This is a genomic window from Actinosynnema sp. NPDC004786 (assembly GCF_053601135.1).
Genome location: NZ_JBSGBG010000043.1, coordinates 57,560 through 76,737, shown reverse-complemented (window position 1 = coordinate 76,737; position 19,178 = coordinate 57,560). Strand labels below are relative to the sequence as shown.

General features: G+C 68.1%; 18 protein-coding genes. 2 read left to right on the top strand and 16 right to left on the bottom strand.

What is annotated here, in order from left to right:
• The 14 genes from ACWEFJ_RS30870 to ACWEFJ_RS30805 form a co-directional block, all read right to left on the bottom strand.
• Positions 1 to 218, bottom strand: a 218-nt coding sequence (locus ACWEFJ_RS30870; RefSeq protein WP_449715892.1) for a Fic/DOC family N-terminal domain-containing protein, incomplete at its 3' end; no start/stop codon positions are given.
• 924 nt (positions 219 to 1,142) lie between these two features.
• The gene (locus ACWEFJ_RS30865; RefSeq protein WP_449715891.1) at positions 1,143 to 1,349 is read right to left on the bottom strand and encodes a hypothetical protein; all 207 of its coding nucleotides are present in this window, start codon (positions 1,347 to 1,349) and stop codon (positions 1,143 to 1,145) included.
• Positions 1,350 to 1,629: 280 nt separating this feature from the next.
• Entirely contained in the window at positions 1,630 to 1,842 is a 213-nt protein-coding gene (locus ACWEFJ_RS30860) for a hypothetical protein (protein ID WP_449715890.1), read from the bottom strand.
• 250 nt (positions 1,843 to 2,092) lie between these two features.
• On the bottom strand, positions 2,093 to 3,037 hold the full coding sequence (ligD, locus tag ACWEFJ_RS30855) for a non-homologous end-joining DNA ligase (protein WP_449715889.1): 945 nt from the start codon (positions 3,035 to 3,037) through the stop codon (positions 2,093 to 2,095).
• Between the two features lie 486 nt (positions 3,038 to 3,523).
• Positions 3,524 to 6,121 (bottom strand): FxSxx-COOH system tetratricopeptide repeat protein, encoded by a 2,598-nt coding sequence (gene fxsT / locus ACWEFJ_RS30850; RefSeq protein ID WP_449715888.1) that lies wholly within the window; start codon positions 6,119 to 6,121, stop codon positions 3,524 to 3,526.
• The gene (gene tgmB, locus ACWEFJ_RS30845; RefSeq protein WP_449715887.1) at positions 6,118 to 7,071 is read right to left on the bottom strand and encodes an ATP-grasp ribosomal peptide maturase; all 954 of its coding nucleotides are present in this window, start codon (positions 7,069 to 7,071) and stop codon (positions 6,118 to 6,120) included. The genes fxsT and tgmB overlap by 4 nt, the downstream gene beginning before the upstream one ends.
• Positions 7,068 to 7,394, bottom strand: coding sequence for a hypothetical protein (locus tag ACWEFJ_RS30840; RefSeq protein WP_449715886.1), 327 nt, complete (start codon positions 7,392 to 7,394; stop codon positions 7,068 to 7,070). Before ACWEFJ_RS30840 ends, tgmB begins: the two co-directional genes overlap by 4 nt.
• Positions 7,395 to 7,919: 525 nt before the next feature.
• Entirely contained in the window at positions 7,920 to 8,690 is a 771-nt protein-coding gene (locus ACWEFJ_RS30835; RefSeq protein WP_449715885.1) for a hypothetical protein, read from the bottom strand.
• A gap of 32 nt (positions 8,691 to 8,722) precedes the next feature.
• The gene (locus tag ACWEFJ_RS30830; RefSeq protein WP_449715884.1) at positions 8,723 to 8,968 is read right to left on the bottom strand and encodes a transcriptional regulator; all 246 of its coding nucleotides are present in this window, start codon (positions 8,966 to 8,968) and stop codon (positions 8,723 to 8,725) included.
• Positions 8,969 to 9,058: 90 nt separating this feature from the next.
• Positions 9,059 to 9,910 (bottom strand): helix-turn-helix domain-containing protein, encoded by an 852-nt coding sequence (locus tag ACWEFJ_RS30825; protein ID WP_449715883.1) that lies wholly within the window; start codon positions 9,908 to 9,910, stop codon positions 9,059 to 9,061.
• Positions 9,911 to 10,403: 493 nt separating this feature from the next.
• On the bottom strand, positions 10,404 to 11,027 hold the full coding sequence (locus ACWEFJ_RS30820) for a Scr1 family TA system antitoxin-like transcriptional regulator (protein WP_449715882.1): 624 nt from the start codon (positions 11,025 to 11,027) through the stop codon (positions 10,404 to 10,406).
• Positions 11,028 to 12,001: 974 nt separating this feature from the next.
• Positions 12,002 to 12,640: an AAA family ATPase gene (locus ACWEFJ_RS30815; RefSeq protein WP_449715881.1), complete on the bottom strand. Its 639-nt coding sequence runs from the start codon at positions 12,638 to 12,640 to the stop codon at positions 12,002 to 12,004.
• On the bottom strand, positions 12,637 to 13,326 hold the full coding sequence (locus ACWEFJ_RS30810; RefSeq protein WP_449715880.1) for a 3'-5' exonuclease: 690 nt from the start codon (positions 13,324 to 13,326) through the stop codon (positions 12,637 to 12,639). Before ACWEFJ_RS30810 ends, ACWEFJ_RS30815 begins: the two co-directional genes overlap by 4 nt.
• Positions 13,323 to 14,426 carry a radical SAM protein gene (locus tag ACWEFJ_RS30805; protein ID WP_449715879.1) on the bottom strand — a complete coding sequence of 368 codons (1,104 nt, stop codon included), beginning with the start codon at positions 14,424 to 14,426 and terminating at the stop codon, positions 13,323 to 13,325. Before ACWEFJ_RS30805 ends, ACWEFJ_RS30810 begins: the two co-directional genes overlap by 4 nt.
• Positions 14,427 to 14,645: 219 nt before the next feature.
• Between ACWEFJ_RS30805 and ACWEFJ_RS30800 the strand changes: the two genes are divergently transcribed.
• Both ACWEFJ_RS30800 and ribD read left to right on the top strand, forming a co-directional pair.
• Positions 14,646 to 15,911 carry a helix-turn-helix transcriptional regulator gene (locus ACWEFJ_RS30800; protein WP_449715878.1) on the top strand — a complete coding sequence of 422 codons (1,266 nt, stop codon included), beginning with the start codon at positions 14,646 to 14,648 and terminating at the stop codon, positions 15,909 to 15,911.
• A 26-nt stretch (positions 15,912 to 15,937) separates the two neighbouring features.
• Positions 15,938 to 16,798: a bifunctional diaminohydroxyphosphoribosylaminopyrimidine deaminase/5-amino-6-(5-phosphoribosylamino)uracil reductase RibD gene (ribD, locus tag ACWEFJ_RS30795; RefSeq protein ID WP_449715877.1), complete on the top strand. Its 861-nt coding sequence runs from the start codon at positions 15,938 to 15,940 to the stop codon at positions 16,796 to 16,798.
• Between the two features lie 573 nt (positions 16,799 to 17,371).
• On the opposite strand, the gene ACWEFJ_RS30790 is transcribed toward ribD, so the two are convergent.
• Together ACWEFJ_RS30790 and ACWEFJ_RS30785 are read right to left on the bottom strand one after the other, a co-directional pair.
• Positions 17,372 to 17,749 (bottom strand): DUF6355 family natural product biosynthesis protein, encoded by a 378-nt coding sequence (locus ACWEFJ_RS30790; protein ID WP_449715876.1) that lies wholly within the window; start codon positions 17,747 to 17,749, stop codon positions 17,372 to 17,374.
• 114 nt (positions 17,750 to 17,863) lie between these two features.
• Positions 17,864 to 19,165: an FAD-binding protein gene (locus ACWEFJ_RS30785; protein ID WP_449715875.1), complete on the bottom strand. Its 1,302-nt coding sequence runs from the start codon at positions 19,163 to 19,165 to the stop codon at positions 17,864 to 17,866.
• Positions 19,166 to 19,178 lie beyond the last annotated feature (13 nt).

The window sequence follows — 19,178 nt, the reverse complement described above, 5'->3', positions numbered from 1 at the left end:
GCCTCGTGTTGCTCCAGCACCTCCTCCTGCGTGCCGACACCCTCGGCGGCGCGGTCCAACAGCAGCTTGGTCGTCCAGACCTCCGACAAGCCCAGGCTCGTGCCGGACAGCTGCGCGGAGTTCTGCACTTCCCGTAGGCGGGTACACAGCGCGAACAGTGAGCTGCGGGGCAGACGCCGTGTGCTCTCGTTCAGTTCGCCGAGGCTGTGTTCGGCCATCGCCTGCACACGATGGGTCTTGGTGGGCACAATGACGTCGGACGGCAGTGGGCGCGGCATATACGCCCGCATTCCCCGTAGTGCCTCGGGTAGGCCATCGGTCTCCGACGGCTCTACCCACTTGCCGTGGGGCGATGGTGACTGGCTCATGGCGGAAGAGTGCGCTACCAGAGCAAAACACTGCAAGTGGTCAATTTCGCCACTTCAAGATCATCTCGGGATGTCGGGTGCGCGTGCATCTGCGGGTGCACGCCTGGGAAGAGGTTCGAACCCGTGTTCGTGCACGTCAGTGGCGAATCGGGTCCCGGAACGAACTCGCAGAATTGCGGGTACGCGCCCCGTACCTTGCCTGTTGCCCTTCGACAGGCCGGTAACGCGCCGCCAGGCCCTCGGCTCGGCGGACACAAAAAGATCACCCAAAGGAGTGGCCGTTGCCTGTCGGTGGCCGTTCCGAAGCTTCCGTGGACGCCGCCCTGAAACGGTTGGTCCACCGTCGCGCGAAACCGTCCGAGTCGTGCTTCCTGTCGGAGGCGAGCCGGTCGTACCTCCAGTCCTGTGTCGTCGTGGAGGTCGACTCTCCGCCTACGAGCCCTGCGACGACACTGCTCCTTGGCAGTCGCTGGGCACCCCTGAACGACCGGCAACTCGCGGTACTGCGCCGCGGGCGGACGGCGATACCTTCGGCGCCACCGCGGACGGGACGGCACGGCACTCGGCACGGGCACCTCAGGACGAGCGCCTCCACGGCCGATTGACGGAGACCTTTGCCGTCAACACCACCGAACAGACGAAGTCACCGTGCCGCGACAGCTGTGTGCGTTCCCAGCCTGGCCGACGTCCAGGCCCGGACTCGAACGGCACAGGCCGCATCCGCCGCGCCCCAACTCGACATCGTCTGAACAGCAGCCCACGAATTCAGCAGCCTCAAGACCGGTCAACGGGGGTTTGATACAGATCGGCGGTGAGCTGGAGCCGGGCGAGCTCATACGGGTCGGCGGCTTCTCCTTGGCTGGAGTCGTGAATGGTCTGCCGCAGGACCCGATCGGCATGTTCGGAAGATGCGCCGAGATCATCGGCATACCTGAAGTAGTCCTTCTCGGCCTGGGCGGCATCGATGTAAGGGTTGTTCACAGCCGTCATGTTGACCGGCGATGGACATGGCCGCCAGCCGTGTGATCCGCAGGGGAGCGTCGGAGCCGCGCGTTCCGGCCGATTTCATGGCCCGCCACCGTATGCGACGGAACGTCCCCGGCTGGCACCGGTGCTCGGATGTCGCCGGTGGTGCGGTCGGACGAGACAGTGCGGTGCGGCATGCTGCGCGAAGCCCTCGAGGTCGCTGCACGCCGCCCCACTTCGTCCTTATCCGTCGATGACCACGTTCACCGGGGCCGTTTACAGGGCTATCGGTTCGTCAGGGCGAGGAGTCGGGTTCGTCGGTGAGCCGAAGGGACCTCAGGAACTCCACCCCGGCCCGGTGCGCCGGTCCGTCCGGCGGTACGACCTCCAGCAACGCGACGAGCGCCAGCAGGCGGTCCTTGTCGACGGCCTCGAAGTACCGCACCAGGTAGGGGTTCCAGCGGCCGTCCACCCGAAGCAGCAGACCACCCCCGTACAGGGCGTCCACCAGCGTCGGCGTTCCGTCGTGCTCCTCGACGCCAGGCCGGCAATGGCTCCACCAACCGGCGGAACCGGTCGACCATCCGCTCGTAATCGCGCCGCTCCATGCGACCAACCCCTCGATCACCGACGACCCCCGCCCTCACAGGCGGGGTACACGACGGTCGGGGAAGAACCGCTCCACGATCATCGCACAAGCGTTCGATCCCACGTGAAGTTGGATCACGCACCGGGGCCGCCACGCGCGGTTGACGTGGTCAGCGGTCGGGGTGGTGGACGTCCACCGGATCGAGGTCGTCGCGCAGGCCGCGCCAGGACGGGTGGCGGAGCCGGTGGTCGGTGGTCCAGTGCCGGAACTCGACCTCGCCGACCAGCAGCGGCTCGACCCACCGCGCGTCGAGGGCGAACTCACGCGGCACCGGCACGCTGAACGGGCTGGTGGTGCGCCGGAGCGTGTCCAGTCGGCGCTGCATGTCGGCCAAGGCCTTGTCGGTGAAGCCGGTGCCGACGTGGCCGACGTGGCCGACGTAGACCAAGCCGGTCTCGTCGTACGCGCCCAGCAGCAGCGACCCGACCGTGCCCGCGCGCCGGCCCTGGCCCGGCTTCCGTCCGCCGACGACGACCTCGTGGGTCTGTCGCAGTGGTGTCTTGATCCACGCCGGTGATCGTCGGCCCGGCTCGTAGCGGGAGGTGGCGCGTTTGCTGACGATGCCTTCGAGGCCGTGTTGCCCGGCGACGCGGAGGATCGTCGCGGGTTCGGTGTCGGGGAAGCTCGGTGGGACCTGGATCGGGTGTTCGCCGGGCAGTCGCAGCGCGGTGAGCATGGCCCGCCGTTCGTGGTAGGGCAGGTGCCGTGTCGAGCGTCCGTCGAGGACGAGGAGGTCGAACACGTAGTAGGCGACGGGTGCGACGCGCAGTGCTCGGCCACCGACGGTGCTGCGGGTGCGGCGCTGGAGCATCCCGAAGTCGGGGCGCCGGTCGGGCCCGAGGGCGACGATCTCGCCGTCGAGTACGACGGTGCGTCCGTGCAGCAGGTCCGGCAGCACGCGCAGCTCCGGGAACCGGTCGATCAGCTCCGACTTGTTGCGGCTGAGCATTCGCACCCGGCCGCCGTGGCAGTACGCCACACCGCGGTAGCCGTCCCACTTGAACTCCACCGCCCACCCGGGATCTGTCGGCGGTTCGCCGAGGGTGGTCAGCATCGGCGCGATGATCGGCAGGTCATCGGGAACAGCGGCCGTATGTCCCACCTCAACCACCTCCGGCACCGGCGGGTATTCATCGTCACCCGGAGTCGGTGGAGGTGCGAGCGCACCTGGCCAGGTGGTGCTCCTGTGCCGCATCCAAACGCACCGGGCGGGCGGTGAAACCGGGGAGGGCGTCAGCGGCTTGACCGATCCGGGCAAGGTCACCATGGGGTCCTCGGAGCGCGACCTGGAGTAGGCGGGTTGACTCCTCCGCCTAGCGGCAGCGACTCCGCGGGTACCACTTTCCAGCGCAGAGTGGTACCCGCGCTCTCCGATGCCGGGAGCCTTGAGTTTGCGCATCGGCCTCGCGACTACCGGGCCGTCGCCGGACCGGGCCCCGCCGGCTGATCTCCACCGGTCCATGCTGCCCGTGGTCGTGTGTTGTCCGCTTCGCGCCGGCGATCGTCGTGGGCCAGGAGCCGGGATCCGACGTCAGGACTCTCAGGCGGTGTCGGGAGGGGCCGGGGCTGTGGGTTCCGAGTCGCTCGGGTGCGACGGGTTGTGTCCGTGTCCCGACGTGGGCTTCGCTGCTTTCGGTCTGGGCGCGTTCTTGATCGAATCCAGGTTGGCTTGTGTTGCGGAGGTGAGGGGGTGTGCCGGTCCCGTGGTGCGGAGCCGGATGGCGAGCAGGGCCTCGAGTTCGTCGATGGCGGTTCGGGTGTTGCCGAGGGCGGCGAGGGTGAGGGCGCGGTATTCGCGGGTGATGAGTGTGGCGTGGTGGTGTTCGCCGAGGACTTCGGTTTTCTCGCGGAGTACGTCGTCGAATTCCCGTGAGGCCGTCTCGAGTTGTGCGGTTTCGAAGTGGAGTTTCGCCAGGCGGTGTCGGGTGGCGAGGGTGTGGATGTGGGTGGGGCCGAGTACGCGTTTCTGCTTGTCCAGGACGTCCTCGTAGAGCCGTTGGAGGCCGTCGAGCTTGTGCTGGTCGTGGCGCAGCATGACCAGGTGGCTGTAGGCGATCAGGGTCTTGGGGTGTTCCTCGCCCAGGGCTTCGCGTTCGTCGGCGAGCAGTCGGTGGTATTCGGTCTCGGCGGCGGCGAGGTCTCCTCGGACGTGGAGCAGTGAGGCCAGTTCGCTGCGTGAGTCCAGGGTGTTGATGTGGTGTCTGCCGAGTACGGTTTCCCGGGCGGCCAGCACGGCGCGGAATTCCGCTTCCGCTTCCGCGACTCGGCCTTGCAGGTGCATGAGGTGGGCGAGACGGTTGCGGGTGTCGAGGGTCTGTCGGTGCTCGGCGCCGAGGATGGTCACCTGGTGGTGCAGGACGGCGCGGAACTCCGCTTCGGCCTCGTCGAGGCGGTCGCGTGCGCGTAGCGCCACGGCGAGTCTGCTGCGGGTGTCCAGGGTGTCGGGATGTGTTTCGCCCAGGAGTGTCGTCTGGATGGCCAGCGTCGTGTGGAACTCGGCTTCGGCGGCGTCGAATTTGCCCTCGGTGGTGAGGACCGAGGCCAGGGTGACGCGGGTCCGGAGGGTGTCGGGGTGGTCGTCGCCGAGGATCTTGTGCTGCGGTTCCAGGGCCGCGGTCAGCTCGTGTTCGGCTCGGGAATAGGAACCGCACTGGTAGAGGAATCGTCCGCACCGGTAGACGCTGCGGGCCGCGATGCGGAGGTGGTCGGTGTGTCCGGGGGCGTCGGTGCCCGCTTCCTCCCACAGCCGTAGCGGACTGGCGCAGTGTGGTGCCAGTGTCTGCCACTGTGCCCAGGTCGTGGAGTCCTCGTAGTCCAGGTCGCGGGTGGCGGAGTCCAGCAGTGCCGTGGTGACCGCGGCGTACTCGACCAGGTTGGCCACGACGTCGCGGTGGTGACGGTTGCTTTCCCGTATCACCGGGTGCAGCACCAACCCGGTCGCCTGCGGTGTCCGCGACCGGTCCGATCCCGGGGTCTGCTCGATGAGTCCCAGGTCGGTGAGGGCTTGCAGCAGGGTCAGGAGCTTGTCCGGTGTGATGCCGGTGAACAGCGGAGAGGTCGCCATGACCCGGGCGTCCAGTAGCCGATAGGGGATCGGGCTGTCCGCGAAACAGGACAGCAGGCGCAGTAGTGTGCGTGCGTCGGCGTGTCCGCGTTGCCGGAGGGCTTCCAAGGACAGTTCCCAGGTTTCGGTGATCAACTCTCGGGGCTCTCTGCGTTCGGGAGGGTGCGGTGATGCGGCCTCGACGGCGGTGATGAAGTGGTCGTCGAGCGCGGCCAGGTAGTCGTCGAAGTTCCGGACGGTTTTCAGACCGGGCAGTGGCGGCGCGGCGGCCATGCGCGCCGAATGCAGGCCGGCCAGTCGAAGGGCCAGTGGAAGGCCGCCCAGGCGGTCGGCGACGGCCCTGGCCGCGGCGAACTCGCCGGTGTCGCGGCCGGTCAGGTCGAGCAGCACACGTGCCCCGTCGTCGGGGTCCAGCGTCGGGACCGGCAACAGCGACGCGTGCGGTCCCCATGCCTGTCTGCGCCCGTCGCGGCTGGTAACCAGGACCGATCCGTTTCCGCCCTCCGTGGTGCGAAGCCAGCTGGGCCCCTCCGTTGGGGTGGAGCGGGTGGAGAGCAGGAGTTCGGGGTCGTCGGCGTTGTCCAGCACGAGCAGCCAGGGGCGGGGGAAGTCGACGAGGTTGCTCCACAGCAGGTCCGGTGCCGACGTCTGACCGGCCCAGGCGGCCTGGATGTGTTCCAGCGACACGCCCACGCGCGAGCACACTTCCCTCATACCGGCGGCCACGCCGTCCTCGTCGTGGGCCGACACCCACCACACGACCAGGCCGCGATCGCGCATCCGCCGGGCGAAGTGCAGCGCCAGGGTCGTCTTGCCGAAGCCACCGCCGCCGTGCAACACGATCGTCCGACCGGTTCCGTCGGAGGTCATCCGCGTCAAGCGGTCCACCAGACCGCTGCGGCCGCGCACGTGGTGGTCGAGTCGGTTCCAGGGCGGTTCGACCGACACCCATCTCGACAGGTCCGCCTGCGGCGATCGTGGGGTGTTGTGGATCGTGACGATGTCCCGGCCGGCCTGCAGGACGTTGCTGTCACCGGCCGCGTGGACGGACTGCCGGGAGATGTCGGGGGTCATGCCGGCCTGGCCAACAACTCGGCGATGGCGGCGCTGACCGGCACGCCCACGGCGTCCTCCAGCCAGCCGAACTGGCCCGCGGGGTTGGCTTCGAGGAATCGCCACGAACCGTCCTGTGCAACGACGAAGTCGAACGCCGCGAACGTGAGCCCGAGTTCGTTCAGGAAGCGCCCGACCGAGGCGACGACCTCGCGGGGCGGGTTGATCACCGAGTAGGAGAGCGCACCGTAGTCGCTGCGCCAGTCGACGCGGGCGGCCGTGCTGTGCGCGTGGATCGCCACCGCGAACAGTGCGGCGCCCACGGCGACCAGACGCACTTCGAAGGACTTCTCGACCCATTCCTGGAACAGGTGTGCCGTGGTCTCGACCCCGGTGAGGTCGGTCAGGTCGGACGACTCCAGGAAGCGGGTGTAGGCGATCCTCGTGACCGGCCCGTCGTCCATTCGGTTGACGCCGAGCACCTTGTTCACCACACGCGGATGGTCGGCGGTGAACCGGTGGACCGCCTTCGGGTCGTTGGTCACCGCCGTGGCGGGCACCGAGAAGCCGCACCGTGCGGCCACCGCCAACTGCCAGGGCTTGTACCCGGCGTCGGCCTGTCGGGCTGGATGGTTGCACCACGGCACGGGCAGCGACGCCAGCACCCCGCCGAGCCCCAATCGGGCCTCCAGTCGTACGTGCCGCAATTCGGCGGCGGACAGCCCGGCGTCGAAGCTGAAGCCGGTCGGGCTGCGGAACAGCACGGACCTGATGGTGTCGAGATCGACGGTCCGGTGCGGCGTTGTCAACGACCCGCGCCACCGGTCCCCGTCGAGCACGGCGTCCAGTGACAAGTCGGTGGGAAACCATCCGACGTCACACCGGAAGACCGATACCCCGCGGTCGCGCAGCTCGAGCACGACGCGGTTGACCGTGGGATCGGAGTCACCGCTGATGACCAGTACCGTCACCGTGACTCGTCATCATCTGGCTGGTGGAAGTCCATCTCCTCGTCCCCGGTGGGCCCGTCGGTGCCGCCGCTGGACGTGCCGGCCAGTACCACGTGCGGTCGCGGGTCGTCGTGCACCACCACTTGCAGTTCATGCGAGTACCGATACGTCGGCCGGTCCGCCGCCTGGGTCTCGTGGAGGAACCGGAGCCCGAAGGAACGGAAGGCGACGTGATCGGATGTCGGGCGAGACGTCGGATGTAGTCGTCGGCGAGTGGGAAACCGGTCGTCGACCGACGCCAGAACGCTGTCGATCCCGGTAATCCCTCCATTGTGGACGCTCACGGCGGCCCCCGGTGAGTCGATTGCCTGGATTGACCAGTAGAACAGACAGTTTGACCCATGGCCAACTCCGTCATTCAAACGGGTGCCACCGAATCGCGTACTCGCGTCACAGCGCGCCGCGAACCGGTCGGGCGAATCAGACGGTCCGCATATCTGCGGCTTGCGGATGGCGTCGACTTACCGAGGTGTCAGGGCCCTGGATCACGTTCCCGCAGGTCGGCCACCGGAAGGCTGCGCGAACCCTCCGTCCGCACATACTCGGGGAGTATCGGAATCGGGTGTTCCGTTGCCTTTAGCCTCGGCGCCCGTGGGGATCTCGCGTACGGCCGTGAGGTCGGCCGGTGTGGGTGCGTCGCCGCTGCCACCGGACGCGTCGGAAAGCGACCGCGGTGTGCTCGGTCACCAGATGATCGGCGTCGCCCGCTGTCACGCTGACCCTGCTGGCACGCTGCGCAATGCCTCGAGGCGGCCGACAGCAGCCTCGGCTGGACAGGGTACGGCACCTGATGCCGGCGGCGGATCACGTCACACCATCCCGTCAGCCGGCTGGCGCGTGTCCGCCGCGAGCCCGCGTACCAGTTCGGCCGTGGCGTCGTCGGTGCCGACGACCAGGGCGAGTGCGCGGTTGAGGTGGCGGTCGGCGGCCCGGGCTTCGCCGCGGAGGCGGTGGGCTCGGCTGAGTACGGCACGACACAGCGGCAGGGCCGCTGTGTCGGCCAGGTTCCCATAGGCGGTGGCCGCGCGGGCGAGGTAGGTGAGCGCCGAGTCGTACCGTTCGATGTCGATCATGATCCTGCCGAGGTGGTACAGGGTTCGGGCGAACCCCGGGGTGTCACGGTGAAGGCCGTAGGTTTCCAGGGCTTCGTCGGCGCAGCCGATCACCTTGTGCATGCGGCCCTGTGCCCGGTACGTCGTGGCCAGGTCGAGCAGGGCAGATGCGGCGGCATCGGGGTCGTCGTCGCGCAGGCGGTGGATGGCGAGTTCGTACATGCCCTGGGCGGCGGCCAGCCGGTACATTCCTCGGGTACGCAGCCTGCCCGCGCCAAGACGGAATGCCCGGGCGAGCCGTAGCGAGGTGGGCAGCGCCTGCGCGAGCGCGACCGCGCTCTCGTGCAGGTGCCGCGACGCTTCCTCGCCGACATCGTCCGGGAGCAGCCGCCACAGTTCGACCAGCAACTCCGTCGCCGTCTCCGCGTGATTGTCGGCGATCGCGGTGTGCACGAGGTCGAGCACCAGCTTGGAATGGTCAGCGATCCAGTCGGGTGCCCGTTGGGTGGTTCTGATGTCGCGCAGCACCTTGGCCGCGGCGTTCCGTGGGCAGGGGATCATTATGCCGACTTCGATGTCGGAGTGACGGGCACGATCTCGAACAGGTCCACGAAGCCCATGGGAGCCAGTGCGGTGAGGGCCCCGCCGATGAACGCGGGGCCAGGCTGCAGCTCGCCCGCGAGCACTCGCGCCACGGTCGAGCGATTGACGTCCATCGCCTTGGCCAGCCCGTAGTCGGACGAGAAGCCCGCCAGCCTGGCGGCCTTGACGAAGACGTCGCCTTTGAGTCGGATGGTGTTCGGCATGGTGTCCCTTTGCGCTACAACGGTACGACCGTCCTCGTGCGGACCGTGGAAGTCCACGCGGCCCGCGACAGTCGGCGGTTCCGGTCCGGGTCAGGCGGCCTGGCGTTCGTAGACGGCGGCCCATCGGGTCAACGTCGCGCGTGACTGCTCGACGTCGAGAGCGAGCCGGTCGAGTCGGTGCAGCTTGTCCCGGTACGCGTTCACGATCGGACGGTCGTCGTGGAACACGGTCACCGTGTCGGTCTCGGCGTACACCACGGGCGGGAGCGGGTCGTCGAGGGTCAGCAGGGTGGCGGGCAGGCGTAGTGCCGGGTGCAGACCAAGGGTTCGGGGAACAACGCGGACACAGGTGTCGCGCCAGCCGGACATCAGGGTCAGGTGCAACATCTGCTCGTGCATCACCTGCGGCGTGCCCACCGGCAGTTGCAGCGCGATCTCGTGCAGGAAGTACACCGACTTCGGCTCGCCGGACCGCCGCAGCCGCTGTTGGCGACGCATCCGGGCCTGGGCGGTCTCCGGGCTGCCGGTCAGGGCTGCGGCATAGTCCTCGGTCTGCAACAGGGCCGGAACGACCATGGGTTCGTAGGCGGCGAGGGTTCGGGCGATCGACTCGTGCACCGACAACGCCACCAGCTCATCCGGCGCTCCGTCGTGCCGCCGCAGAAAGCTACCGGTGTCCGGCTCGGCCGCGATCGCGACGATCCGCTCACGGGTCGGCTTGTCCGTCCCGTACCGGCCCAACAGCGTGGCGATGTCCGCGGTGCTGGTCCCGCGACTGCCGGTCTCCAGCTTGGACAGCTTGCCCAACGACCAGTTCATGGCTTCCGCCGTCTCACTGGAGGACAGTCCGGCCCGCCGACGGGCGATGCGTAGCTCCGCTCCCAACTCCCGGCTGCGCGCGCTGCTCAACCGGACGGACTGCTGCTTTTCCTCGGTGTTCATGCTCTCCTCATTCAAAGTCGTGCAACACGAGCGACACGGGTTGACACGCTCGTCACCGGCGTTGTTTCTCGTCGCATTCGAAGGCAGCGATCTCCACGTGTGCCGGCGGCCGGGTGGAGTTGGGAAGGGAGGTGGGCGGTGGATCGGGCGAGGTGGGACTCCAGGCGCGCGTGGACGTCTGGATCGGCGGAGCGTGGCCCGCGACAGGTCCTCACGAGGACGGAGTGGGGCATCCGGTCACGCAGAACGCCGCGATCTGGCCGTGCCTGGCGAAACCGGGACCGCCCATCGGTCCGGTAAGGACGCACGCTGTGCCGATGCGACGATGACGAGTCGGGTTCTCGGCCGTCGCGACGATTGCGGTGTTGCGTCACCGACACGCCAGGTCGACCAGGTCGCCCGGCTCCGTGCACGCCCACGCTGTGTGCGTTCACGATGCACACGTGACCTGGTCGCAGGTCGCCGACGCGGGAGCCCGGCGCAGATGGGCCGGTCATCGCTCGTCCATCGCGACAACGAACTCGTCGAGCCGCTCGAACAGCGTGTACGCCTGGAGCAGATGCGGTGTCTCCTGGGTGAACTGCGCCGCGTGCAGGTATGCGTAGAGAACGACGGCGGGGCCATCCGGCAGGCGGAAGTAGGTCAGGGGGTGGTAGTCGATGCCGGGATACGCTCCCGCGTCCTGCGGGATGACGCGGACCGTGACGTTGGCATTGTCGACGACGGCGCAGTCCAGGACGTAGGCGGTGCACCGGGCTGCGGGGCGCCGCAGAGCCGGGTGAATTCCCAGCGGCGCGAAGAGGTCGATCCGTTCCGCGTCCTGGAAGAGCACGTCGAGAACGCTGTCCGCTTCGGTTCCCCATTCGCACCACATCTCCGGCTCGTCTACTCGCTGGGCCAGGTCGGCGAGCCGGTTCCAACGGTGCCCGACCACGGTCCTGTACGGGATGAGGTCGGCCGGCCAGGATTCGCTCACACCGGCTTCGAGCTGTCGCACCCTGCCCGGAGGCCATTGGGCCTGGGCGGCGAGCTCGGTGACGGCCAGATTCGCGGCCTCACGGGCCTGGCGCAGTTCGAGGCCGAGCAGGCGGCCCCGCAACGTGGGTGTGCCCTTCACCGGATCACCACCGGGTGGCGGGGACCGGTGGTCGGCGGTTGATCACTGCGGTTCTTCATGTGCTGCCTTGATGTTCGCGTTGGCGGATTTCCGGCGGTAGACGCGGAAAACGAGGATTCTCTCGATCAGTAGGGCTGAGACCGTCGCCCTTGATGGCCGATGCCGATGCGGCACCCACGGCGTGCCGATCGTGGATGTCCTTGCTCGGCTCGGGTGAGGTGTTGCGCGTTAGCCGGGCCGGCCGGGTAATGGGCCGGTGCCGATCGGTTCTTTCCAGCGTGTGGCGTCTCGGGGGTGTGTCGTCATGGTGGTGATGCGCCGTCTGGTAGGGATGCGGTGTCGTGGCTTTGGGGAATGCGTTGCCGAGAACGGGTTCGAGTGGCAGTGGTCTGCGGCGCGACCGGCTGTCCGGCATCGGTGCCGTGCGATGGCGACGTGGGCGTGCGCATGCCGTCGGAGGCCGGACCGGTCGGCGATCGATTTGGGGACGGCTCAGGCAGCGAACCGTCGCGGTCTGGTGGGGAGCCGCTCGTAATCCACCTCCTGCCCGCAGGGGGCCGGAGGTTCGGCGAGCCGTGCCCGAATCGCCGACACCGTGGGTCTCCGCGAGAGGCGGACTCGTGCGCGAGTCGACGGCTCGGCGGCGGTCGCCGGTGTCGTAGCCGTGTTGTGCCGGAGTCGCGTGTCGCAGTCCGCGAGCCGGTCGAACGCGAGAAGCGCCTGTCTGAGGGCCGCGCGGAGTCGTCCGACTTCGAGCGGCGTCAAGACCACCTGGTCGGTGGGAATCCCGTCGATGGAAACGCCGGTCGTGGCCACGTGGACGCGTAGGCGTGCCCGTCGGCTGTGTCGGTCGCGGCACCGAACAGTCCACGACGCGGGGTCGTGTTGCCATCCCATGCGGATGAGCAGCCGCAGAACGGCGTGCCCTTGCCGGTGACGGGCCATGACGAGCTCCCAGTGATCGCGGGTGGTGGTTACGACGACGATGCGGACTGTTCGGCGGAAGCGGTTGCGGGGTCGGAGAGTCGGCGCATGACGAAGTGCAGGGTGTCGTGGAGTGCGTGGTCGTGGCCGTCGGAGGGCAGGAGTCGGTGGGGCAGGGCCAGGTCGTGAAGGACCGCGGCGACGTGGTGGTCGGCCAGTTGTCTGAAGGTTTGGTCGGGGTCGCGGTGTTTGTTGTCGCCCAAGGGGATGTCGGGGTCGAGGGTGGTGCGGTAGAGCAGGTCGTAGTGGGTGCTGTGGTCGCGGACGAGGGTTTCCAGTCGTGCCTGGATCCGTGGGTCGGGTTGTTCGCCGCGGTGGGCCAGGGCGGCGCGGTAGTAGCCCAAGGCGTCGGGAACGGCGCGGTCGACCAGGACTACGTCGGCGTGCAGCCAGGCTTCGAGTTCGTTGCTGATGCCCCTGGTGATGATCCACAACGTCGAGGCCCAGGTGTGGTTGTGCAGGATCGGCAGTCCGACGCGTTGGGCCTGCTCGCCCAGGTCGGCGACCGTGGAGACCTGGATTTGTTCGCGGCGCAGCTCGTGGGTGAGTCGGGCGAGGAAGGAGCTCTTGCCGGTCGAGTGGGTGCCCAGTACCGCGACGACCACCGGCTTTTCCACCGCGCCGCTCACCACAACCCCTCCGCGGCTTCTGTGGTGTCCGGGGTGTTGCCGGGTTGGAAGCCGGGGAGCGCTGCGACGCGGACCAGGCCGTCCCAGTCCAGTCCCGACTCTCCGACCAGGGTGAGGAAGAGTTGCCAGGCGCACCAGGTGTCGTAACCGGCGCGGTGCGGGCGCTGTCCGGCGACGCCGGTGGTGTCCAGCCCGAGGTGGGCGACCAGCTTGTCCAGGCCGTGGCTGGGCAGGTCGGGCCGGACGTGTCGGGCGAGCTTGAGGGTGTCCAGTACCAGGGGCGGCCGCCAGCCGGGCAGATGCGCGCGAAGAACCCGGTAGTCGGTGCTCGCGTTGTGCGCGACCAGGACCCGGCCGGTCAGGGACGGCAGGATCTCGTGCGAGACGCCGTGCCAGCGGGGTTTGCGTTCGACATCGTCGTCGCCGATGCCGTGGATCCGGCGGGCGAACGGCGTGATCGGAACGGACGGGCGCACCAGCCAGCTGCGCAGGTCCCGGCCGGTGACCGGTCCGTCCACCACCAGCAGGGCGACTTCCACGATCTGCGGCGGCTGCCCGCCGTTGCCCTCCACGTCGACCACCACCAGCGGGTGGCCGTCCAACACCGGCGGCCACGACGCGCCGGACGGCGCGGGAGCGTGGTGTGGGGTGACACGGTCCGGGGTGATGGGGGGTGGGGTGGTCACGGTGCCTCCACGGTGGTGGGCCAGCCCAGATCGGCACGCCCGTGCCGGCCCGGGTGGTGGGGCTTGGTCACGTCGTGCACCTGAAACCGGAACAGGTGCTGCATCAGGTAGCGGGCCTGCTCGTCCAGCCCGTCCACCACCACCGCCCGGTCGGTGACCGCGACCAGCCGTCCCCCGAGTTCCTGCGCCATCGCGGCCACCGCGTCCGGTCGCGGCGGACCCCACTGCCGCGCGCACAGCTCGAGTTGGGTGATCGGACAGATGTCGCACAGCTCACGGATGCCGTAATGGCCGTTGTAGTCCGCCACCCCGTGCGCGTAGGCGAGCGCGCAGGACGTCTTGCGGAACAGCACCGGGGCGTCGGGGCGGCGCGCGGCGGCGGTGAGGATCCGCCGCTCCAACCGCTCGGGGAACACCTTGCGCCGCGCACCCTCCTCGTAGGGTTCGGGCAGGCCGTGGGCGCGGTAGTAGTCGCGGATCGCGCCGCGGTAGAACAGGCCCGTGAACACCGTGGCGTGCGCGGACCGGCCCAGATCGAGAGCGTGGTCGAGGTGGGCGTCGGTGTCGTTGAGACCGGGCACGATCGGCCGCCAGTACAACACCACCCGATAGCGGTCGGCGTGCTCGAACGCCGTGCGCAGCGACCGCGCCGCGATCACGGAGTCCACCGGCTCGATCCGGGGATCGTCGATGCCTGAATGGGTGACCAGCAATGTCACCTTCAGGTTGCGCAGCGCGTTGAGTTCGACGCAGTCCTCCGGCTCCACCCGCCATCGGGTGATCACCAGCACGTGGTTGGTCAGCCCCCGGTCGTCCAGCATCCGCATGACGCGCAACAGGTGCGGCTTGACCGCGGGCAGCATCGGGTCGGTCGCCCGGTTGAGCAACTGGACCGGCGTCACGTGCGGGTGGAAGAACCGGTGACCGGTCAACAACTCCACCGCCTCCTCATCGCCGGTCAAGGCCCGCGGCACCTTCATGCCGAAGTTGCCGAACAGATGCCGCACGCAATACCCGCAGTCCAACGGACACCCGACGATCCAGTTCAGACTCAACCCCGACTTGCGGTACTCCACGACCTCCGCCAACTCGGGCCTCAAACCAGCCCGCTCCGCCGTGCCGAGCAACCGCACACCCGACCCGCCTCCGTGTTTACCACGGTCCAACGGTCGCATGACATCCACCTCCCAGGATCACCCGAATCACCCTGGGACCATTGGACCCAGACCGGCTAAGCTCCGGGGAGGGGGCAAATCAACCTGCTGCGGATTTGCCCCCCGATTGCCCTACGTCTGCCACCTGGTACAGCGGAGTCGACCTTGACCGAAGACAGCGCCTTCGAGGAAGCACCTTCCGCTGCGACCCGGCTCGCCCACGAGATCAAGAAGCGACGCACCGAAGCGGGCCTGAGCCAGCCGCAACTCGCCCAACGCATCGGCTACACCCGCCAATACATCTCCCTGGCCGAACGCCCCGACCACAACCTGCCCTCGCTCGAACTCGTCAAAGCCATTGACCACGCCCTCGACGCTGGTGGCGACCTCCTTGCCCTCCGCGAGCAAGAACGTCGTGCCCGATACGGTCTGCGGAGAGGCACAGCCGCAGCCGACGGAAGTTCGATCGGACATGCCGACTCGGCCGGAACAACATCGGTTGGTAAGTTCTCTATGCCAACGGGATTGTCGGTGGGTGATTTTTCAGATGTGCTCAGCCATCTCCGCGAGCAATGGCACCTCCTGGTCAAGACCGACAACCTGTTCGGCCCTCGCTTCGCGCTCAGATCCGTTCACGAACACTTGCGACTGGTCATGGACCTGGCCCGGTCGGCCAGAGGTGTAGTTCGTCGTGAGACGGTGCGGTTGGCGGCGCAATACGCCGAGTCGGCGGCGTGGCTACACGAGGACGCCGGTGAGGATCGCCTCGCGACTTACTGGACCGATCGTGCGATGGAGTGGTCATATGAGGCCGACGACCGCCTCATGTTGGCATGGACACTGTTCCGTCGCAGCCAACAGGCGACGACCAACGGAGACACCGCCCGGGTGATCGGCATGGCACAGGCGGCAAGCCGTGACGGTGCCATGCTTCCCGCCCCAATGCGCGCGGCCATCGCCCAGCAGGAAGCTCATGGACATGCGCTTGACGGCGATGCTGTCGCCGCCCACCGTGCGCTGGACCGAGCGCACGGGTGGGCTGCATTGGATACGATGGGGGACGCGCGTGGCGGACACGGGTCGTTCTGCACCTCCACATACCTGGAGCTCCAGCGGGCGCACTGCTGGCTGATCCTGCAGAACTCGCGCAAAGCACTCGATCTGTTCGACGCGGTTCTTCCGACGTTGCCCCCGGTTTACCGACGCGATCGTGGGGTCGCCCTCGGACGGTTCGCTATGGCCGCCGCAGCGGCTGGCGAGCCCGAACAAGCGGCGCACCTGGCGGAGGAGGCTCTGGACATCGCCCGTGGATCGGGGTCGATAAGGACCGAGAACGAGCTGCGCCTCGTCGCCCAGCGACTGGTCGACCATGACGACCTGTCGCCAGTGGCTGCGTTTCGCGCCAAGCTGGCGTTGGGTGGTGACCTGTGACCGGGTCGGCGAACGAAGTTAGCGCGATGCGGCGCGCCATCGCCCTATCCGCTTTCGGGTTGGGCCGTACCAGCCCCAACCCACCCGTCGGCTGTGTGATCCTCGACCGGGCCGGAAACATTGTCGGCGAGGGTTACCACGAACGCAAAGGCGAAGCCCATGCCGAAGTCCACGCACTCGCTGCAGCAGGCGACCGCGCCCGCGGCGGCACAGCGGTGGTCACCCTCGAACCCTGCAACCACCACGGCCTGACCCCACCATGCCACCTAGCACTCCTCGACGCGGGCATCATGAGAACCGTCATCGCGGTGATCGACCCCACCTCCCGCGAGGAAGGCGGCGCCGCACGTCTGGGTGCGGCCGGAGTGGATGTCGAGGTCGGCCTCCTGGCCGACACCGCCAGACTGGTCCTCCGACCATGGCTGTACGGTCTGCGATTCCGCCGGCCGCACGTCACGTGGCTGCATGAGATCCACCAATCCGGCTGGCCCGAAGCGCCGGACGACGCGCTGCTCGCCCACCACCGCACGTCCGTCGACGCCGTGCTCGACGACCACGGCCACGTCACCGAAGGTATTCCCGATGGCCACGGTCACGTCGCGTTCAGCCTGCCGAAAACAACGTCCGACGACGAGCCCGGCAACCTGTTGGCCGCGCTGTACACCGGCGGAGTCCGCTCACTGCTCCTCGCGGGCAGCGCCGCCACCGCCGAGCCGTTCCTGCGCGAAAACCTCGTCGACCACCTAACGACGTATGTCACGTCGACAGATCCTTCCGTGTCGCCGACGACGCCCGCGTCACTGTCGCCGGGTCTCCGCATCGACGGGATCACCCGGTACGGAGCGTATGTCCGAATTGACGCGGACTTCACCGACGCAACCGAGTAACGCTCGCAAACCTGCACGAAGTGGCGCAACCTTCGTCCGAGGCTCCAGCACGGACGATCCGCACCGACACTGCGGCTATCGGCTTACTGATCCAAGGCCGCGATCCGGTCCGCCCCGTCAAGCTCGACTTGCGGCGGCTTGCACCGCAAGTCGGGCCACCGAACGGGCCACCAAACGGACCACCGAGCAGCGGTGCCCGTCCGCGACGTACCTGCCCGGCCCGCACAACTTATCCGTCGCGAAGGGTGGCGAGGCTACCCCACGCGAACGGGGGCAAGCAAGCTGCAGGTGGCGCTTTGCCCCTATTTGCCCCCTGGAGTCGCGGGACGGCTACCGGCAGGTGCAAACACCGTTCCGGCGCGGGCGGTTCGAGTGCTGCGCTTTCCCACTTTGCCGTGAATGGCAACGGATCACAGTCGGTACATCGCCCACATGAGGCCGAGCGCCAGTTCAAGCTTGGTGCTGTATCACTGATCTTCGGCCTTCGAGGTTCGAGAACTCCGAAGGCCGAAGACCAGTGGTTGACGTGCGCCCATCAATCCGGAAATGCTGTCCTGCTGGTCGTGGTGCGGTTCAGACGGGTGGTTGGTTCACCGAGCAGATTTGGCGGCCGTCGGATGTGGTCAGCAGTCTTGGCTTGATCGGGACGTAGTAGGCGTTGGTGACCTGGCTGCTGGGGTAGAAGCGGACGGATCCCCAGGGGCCTAGGCACCTGTGGTAGCTGTCGTGGGTGGTGTCGACGCGGATGAGGATGAACGAGTCGGCGCAGTGGGTGTAGAGGGATGTCGCGCCGTTGTGGTGGTCGGGGTTGACGTGGCGGAATCCGCAGCCTTCCGATCGTGGGGTTGTGTGGGCCTCGGATGGGGACGTGTTGAGCAGGGTGCCCAGGACCGTGGCGGTAAGAATGACGATGCGACGGAGTTGGTCGCTGTCCGAGCGGGTCTTGATCATGCGGTCGCCTCCTGCGAAGACGGGTTTGGTGAACCCAGCATCGGGTGGTCGCCCGTGGTTCGGCAGGAGTTGTCGCCATTCGAATACGAAGGATTTCGGAATGCGACCCCCAGGTCAGGATCGCAGTCGGCCGAGGTAGACGGTTGCGCCGGAGGAGACGGCGCGTTCGTGGAGTTCGTCGTTCAAGTCGATCATCCGGCGTAGTTCGGTCGGTTCGTCGGGCGGTGCGGCTCGTAGGAGGGCGAAGAGGAACGCGATGGGTGTGTCGGGGAGGGTGAACCGTGGTGTGTGGAAGCGGTCGCGTGGCACTGGGTAGATGAGTACGACGCCGGTGTCGCCGAGGTCGTCGGGTGTGAGTTGGGTGAGGGTTTGCGTGATGAGGTGCTCGGCGGTGTGGTCGGGGAGGAGCAGGTTGCTCCAGGGGTGGGGGTGCTGCCAGGGGCCGAGTCGGCGGAGCAGTGCGACGTCCTCGGCCAGGCGGTTCTGGAACCCGCCGTAGGCCAGGTCCGTGACCTCGATGGCGTGCCGCTCATCCGCGAGCCCGTGCAGCAGCTGCTCTTCGGTGGGGATCGTGGGTGGCGTGTAGTAGGTGGTGGCGTCGATGTAGTAGGTCCACGTCCCGGCGGGGTCGGGTTTGGCCTGGCCTTCGAGGTGGTCGAAGCGGCGCTGGGTCATGAGGGTGCGCTGGTCGGCGAGGAATGTGTCGAGGCGGTCGTAGCGCAGGCGGTGGAAGCGGGCGTGGGTGTACACGGGGATGACGCGCAAGGTGGCTCTCACGATGACGCCGTGGCGGCCGCGTCCGGCGCGCAGCGCGTCGAACAGGTCGGGGTTGGCGGTGGGGGAGCAGGTGACGGGCGTGCCGTCGGGGGTGTAGGCGTCAAGTGCGAGGACGTTGTCGGTCTGCGCGCCGAAGTGGTGGCTGGCCCCGCTGATGCCGCCGACGGACAACGTGCCGCCCACGGACAGCTCCAGGTAGTCGGTCAGCACCGGGGGAGCGACCCCGTGCGGCAGGGTGGTGTCCACGACCGTGTTCCACCGCGCGCCGGCGTCGACCACCACGTGGTTCTCGGTCACCTCGTGGATGGTGTCGAGGCCGCGCATGTCCAGCACGATCCCGCCGGAGGTCTGGGCCTGGCCCGCCGTCGAATGACCTTCCGCCCGAGGAACCACATGGAGGTCGTGTGTGCGGGCGAACCGGAGGATCACGCCGATATCGTCGGGTGTTCCGGGTCTGGCGACGGCGCTCGGCCGGTGGTGGACGGACCCGCCGAAGTCCTGTGCGGCCCACGCCAGCACGGGCTCGGCGATCGACAACGAGCCGTCCAGCTCGGGGACGGCGACACTTCCCGGTGACGGATGGTCGGTGAACCAGCGGCTGGTCGGGTCGAAGTAGAGCGAGTCCGTCGGGTCGGGCACCAGTGCACTCCTC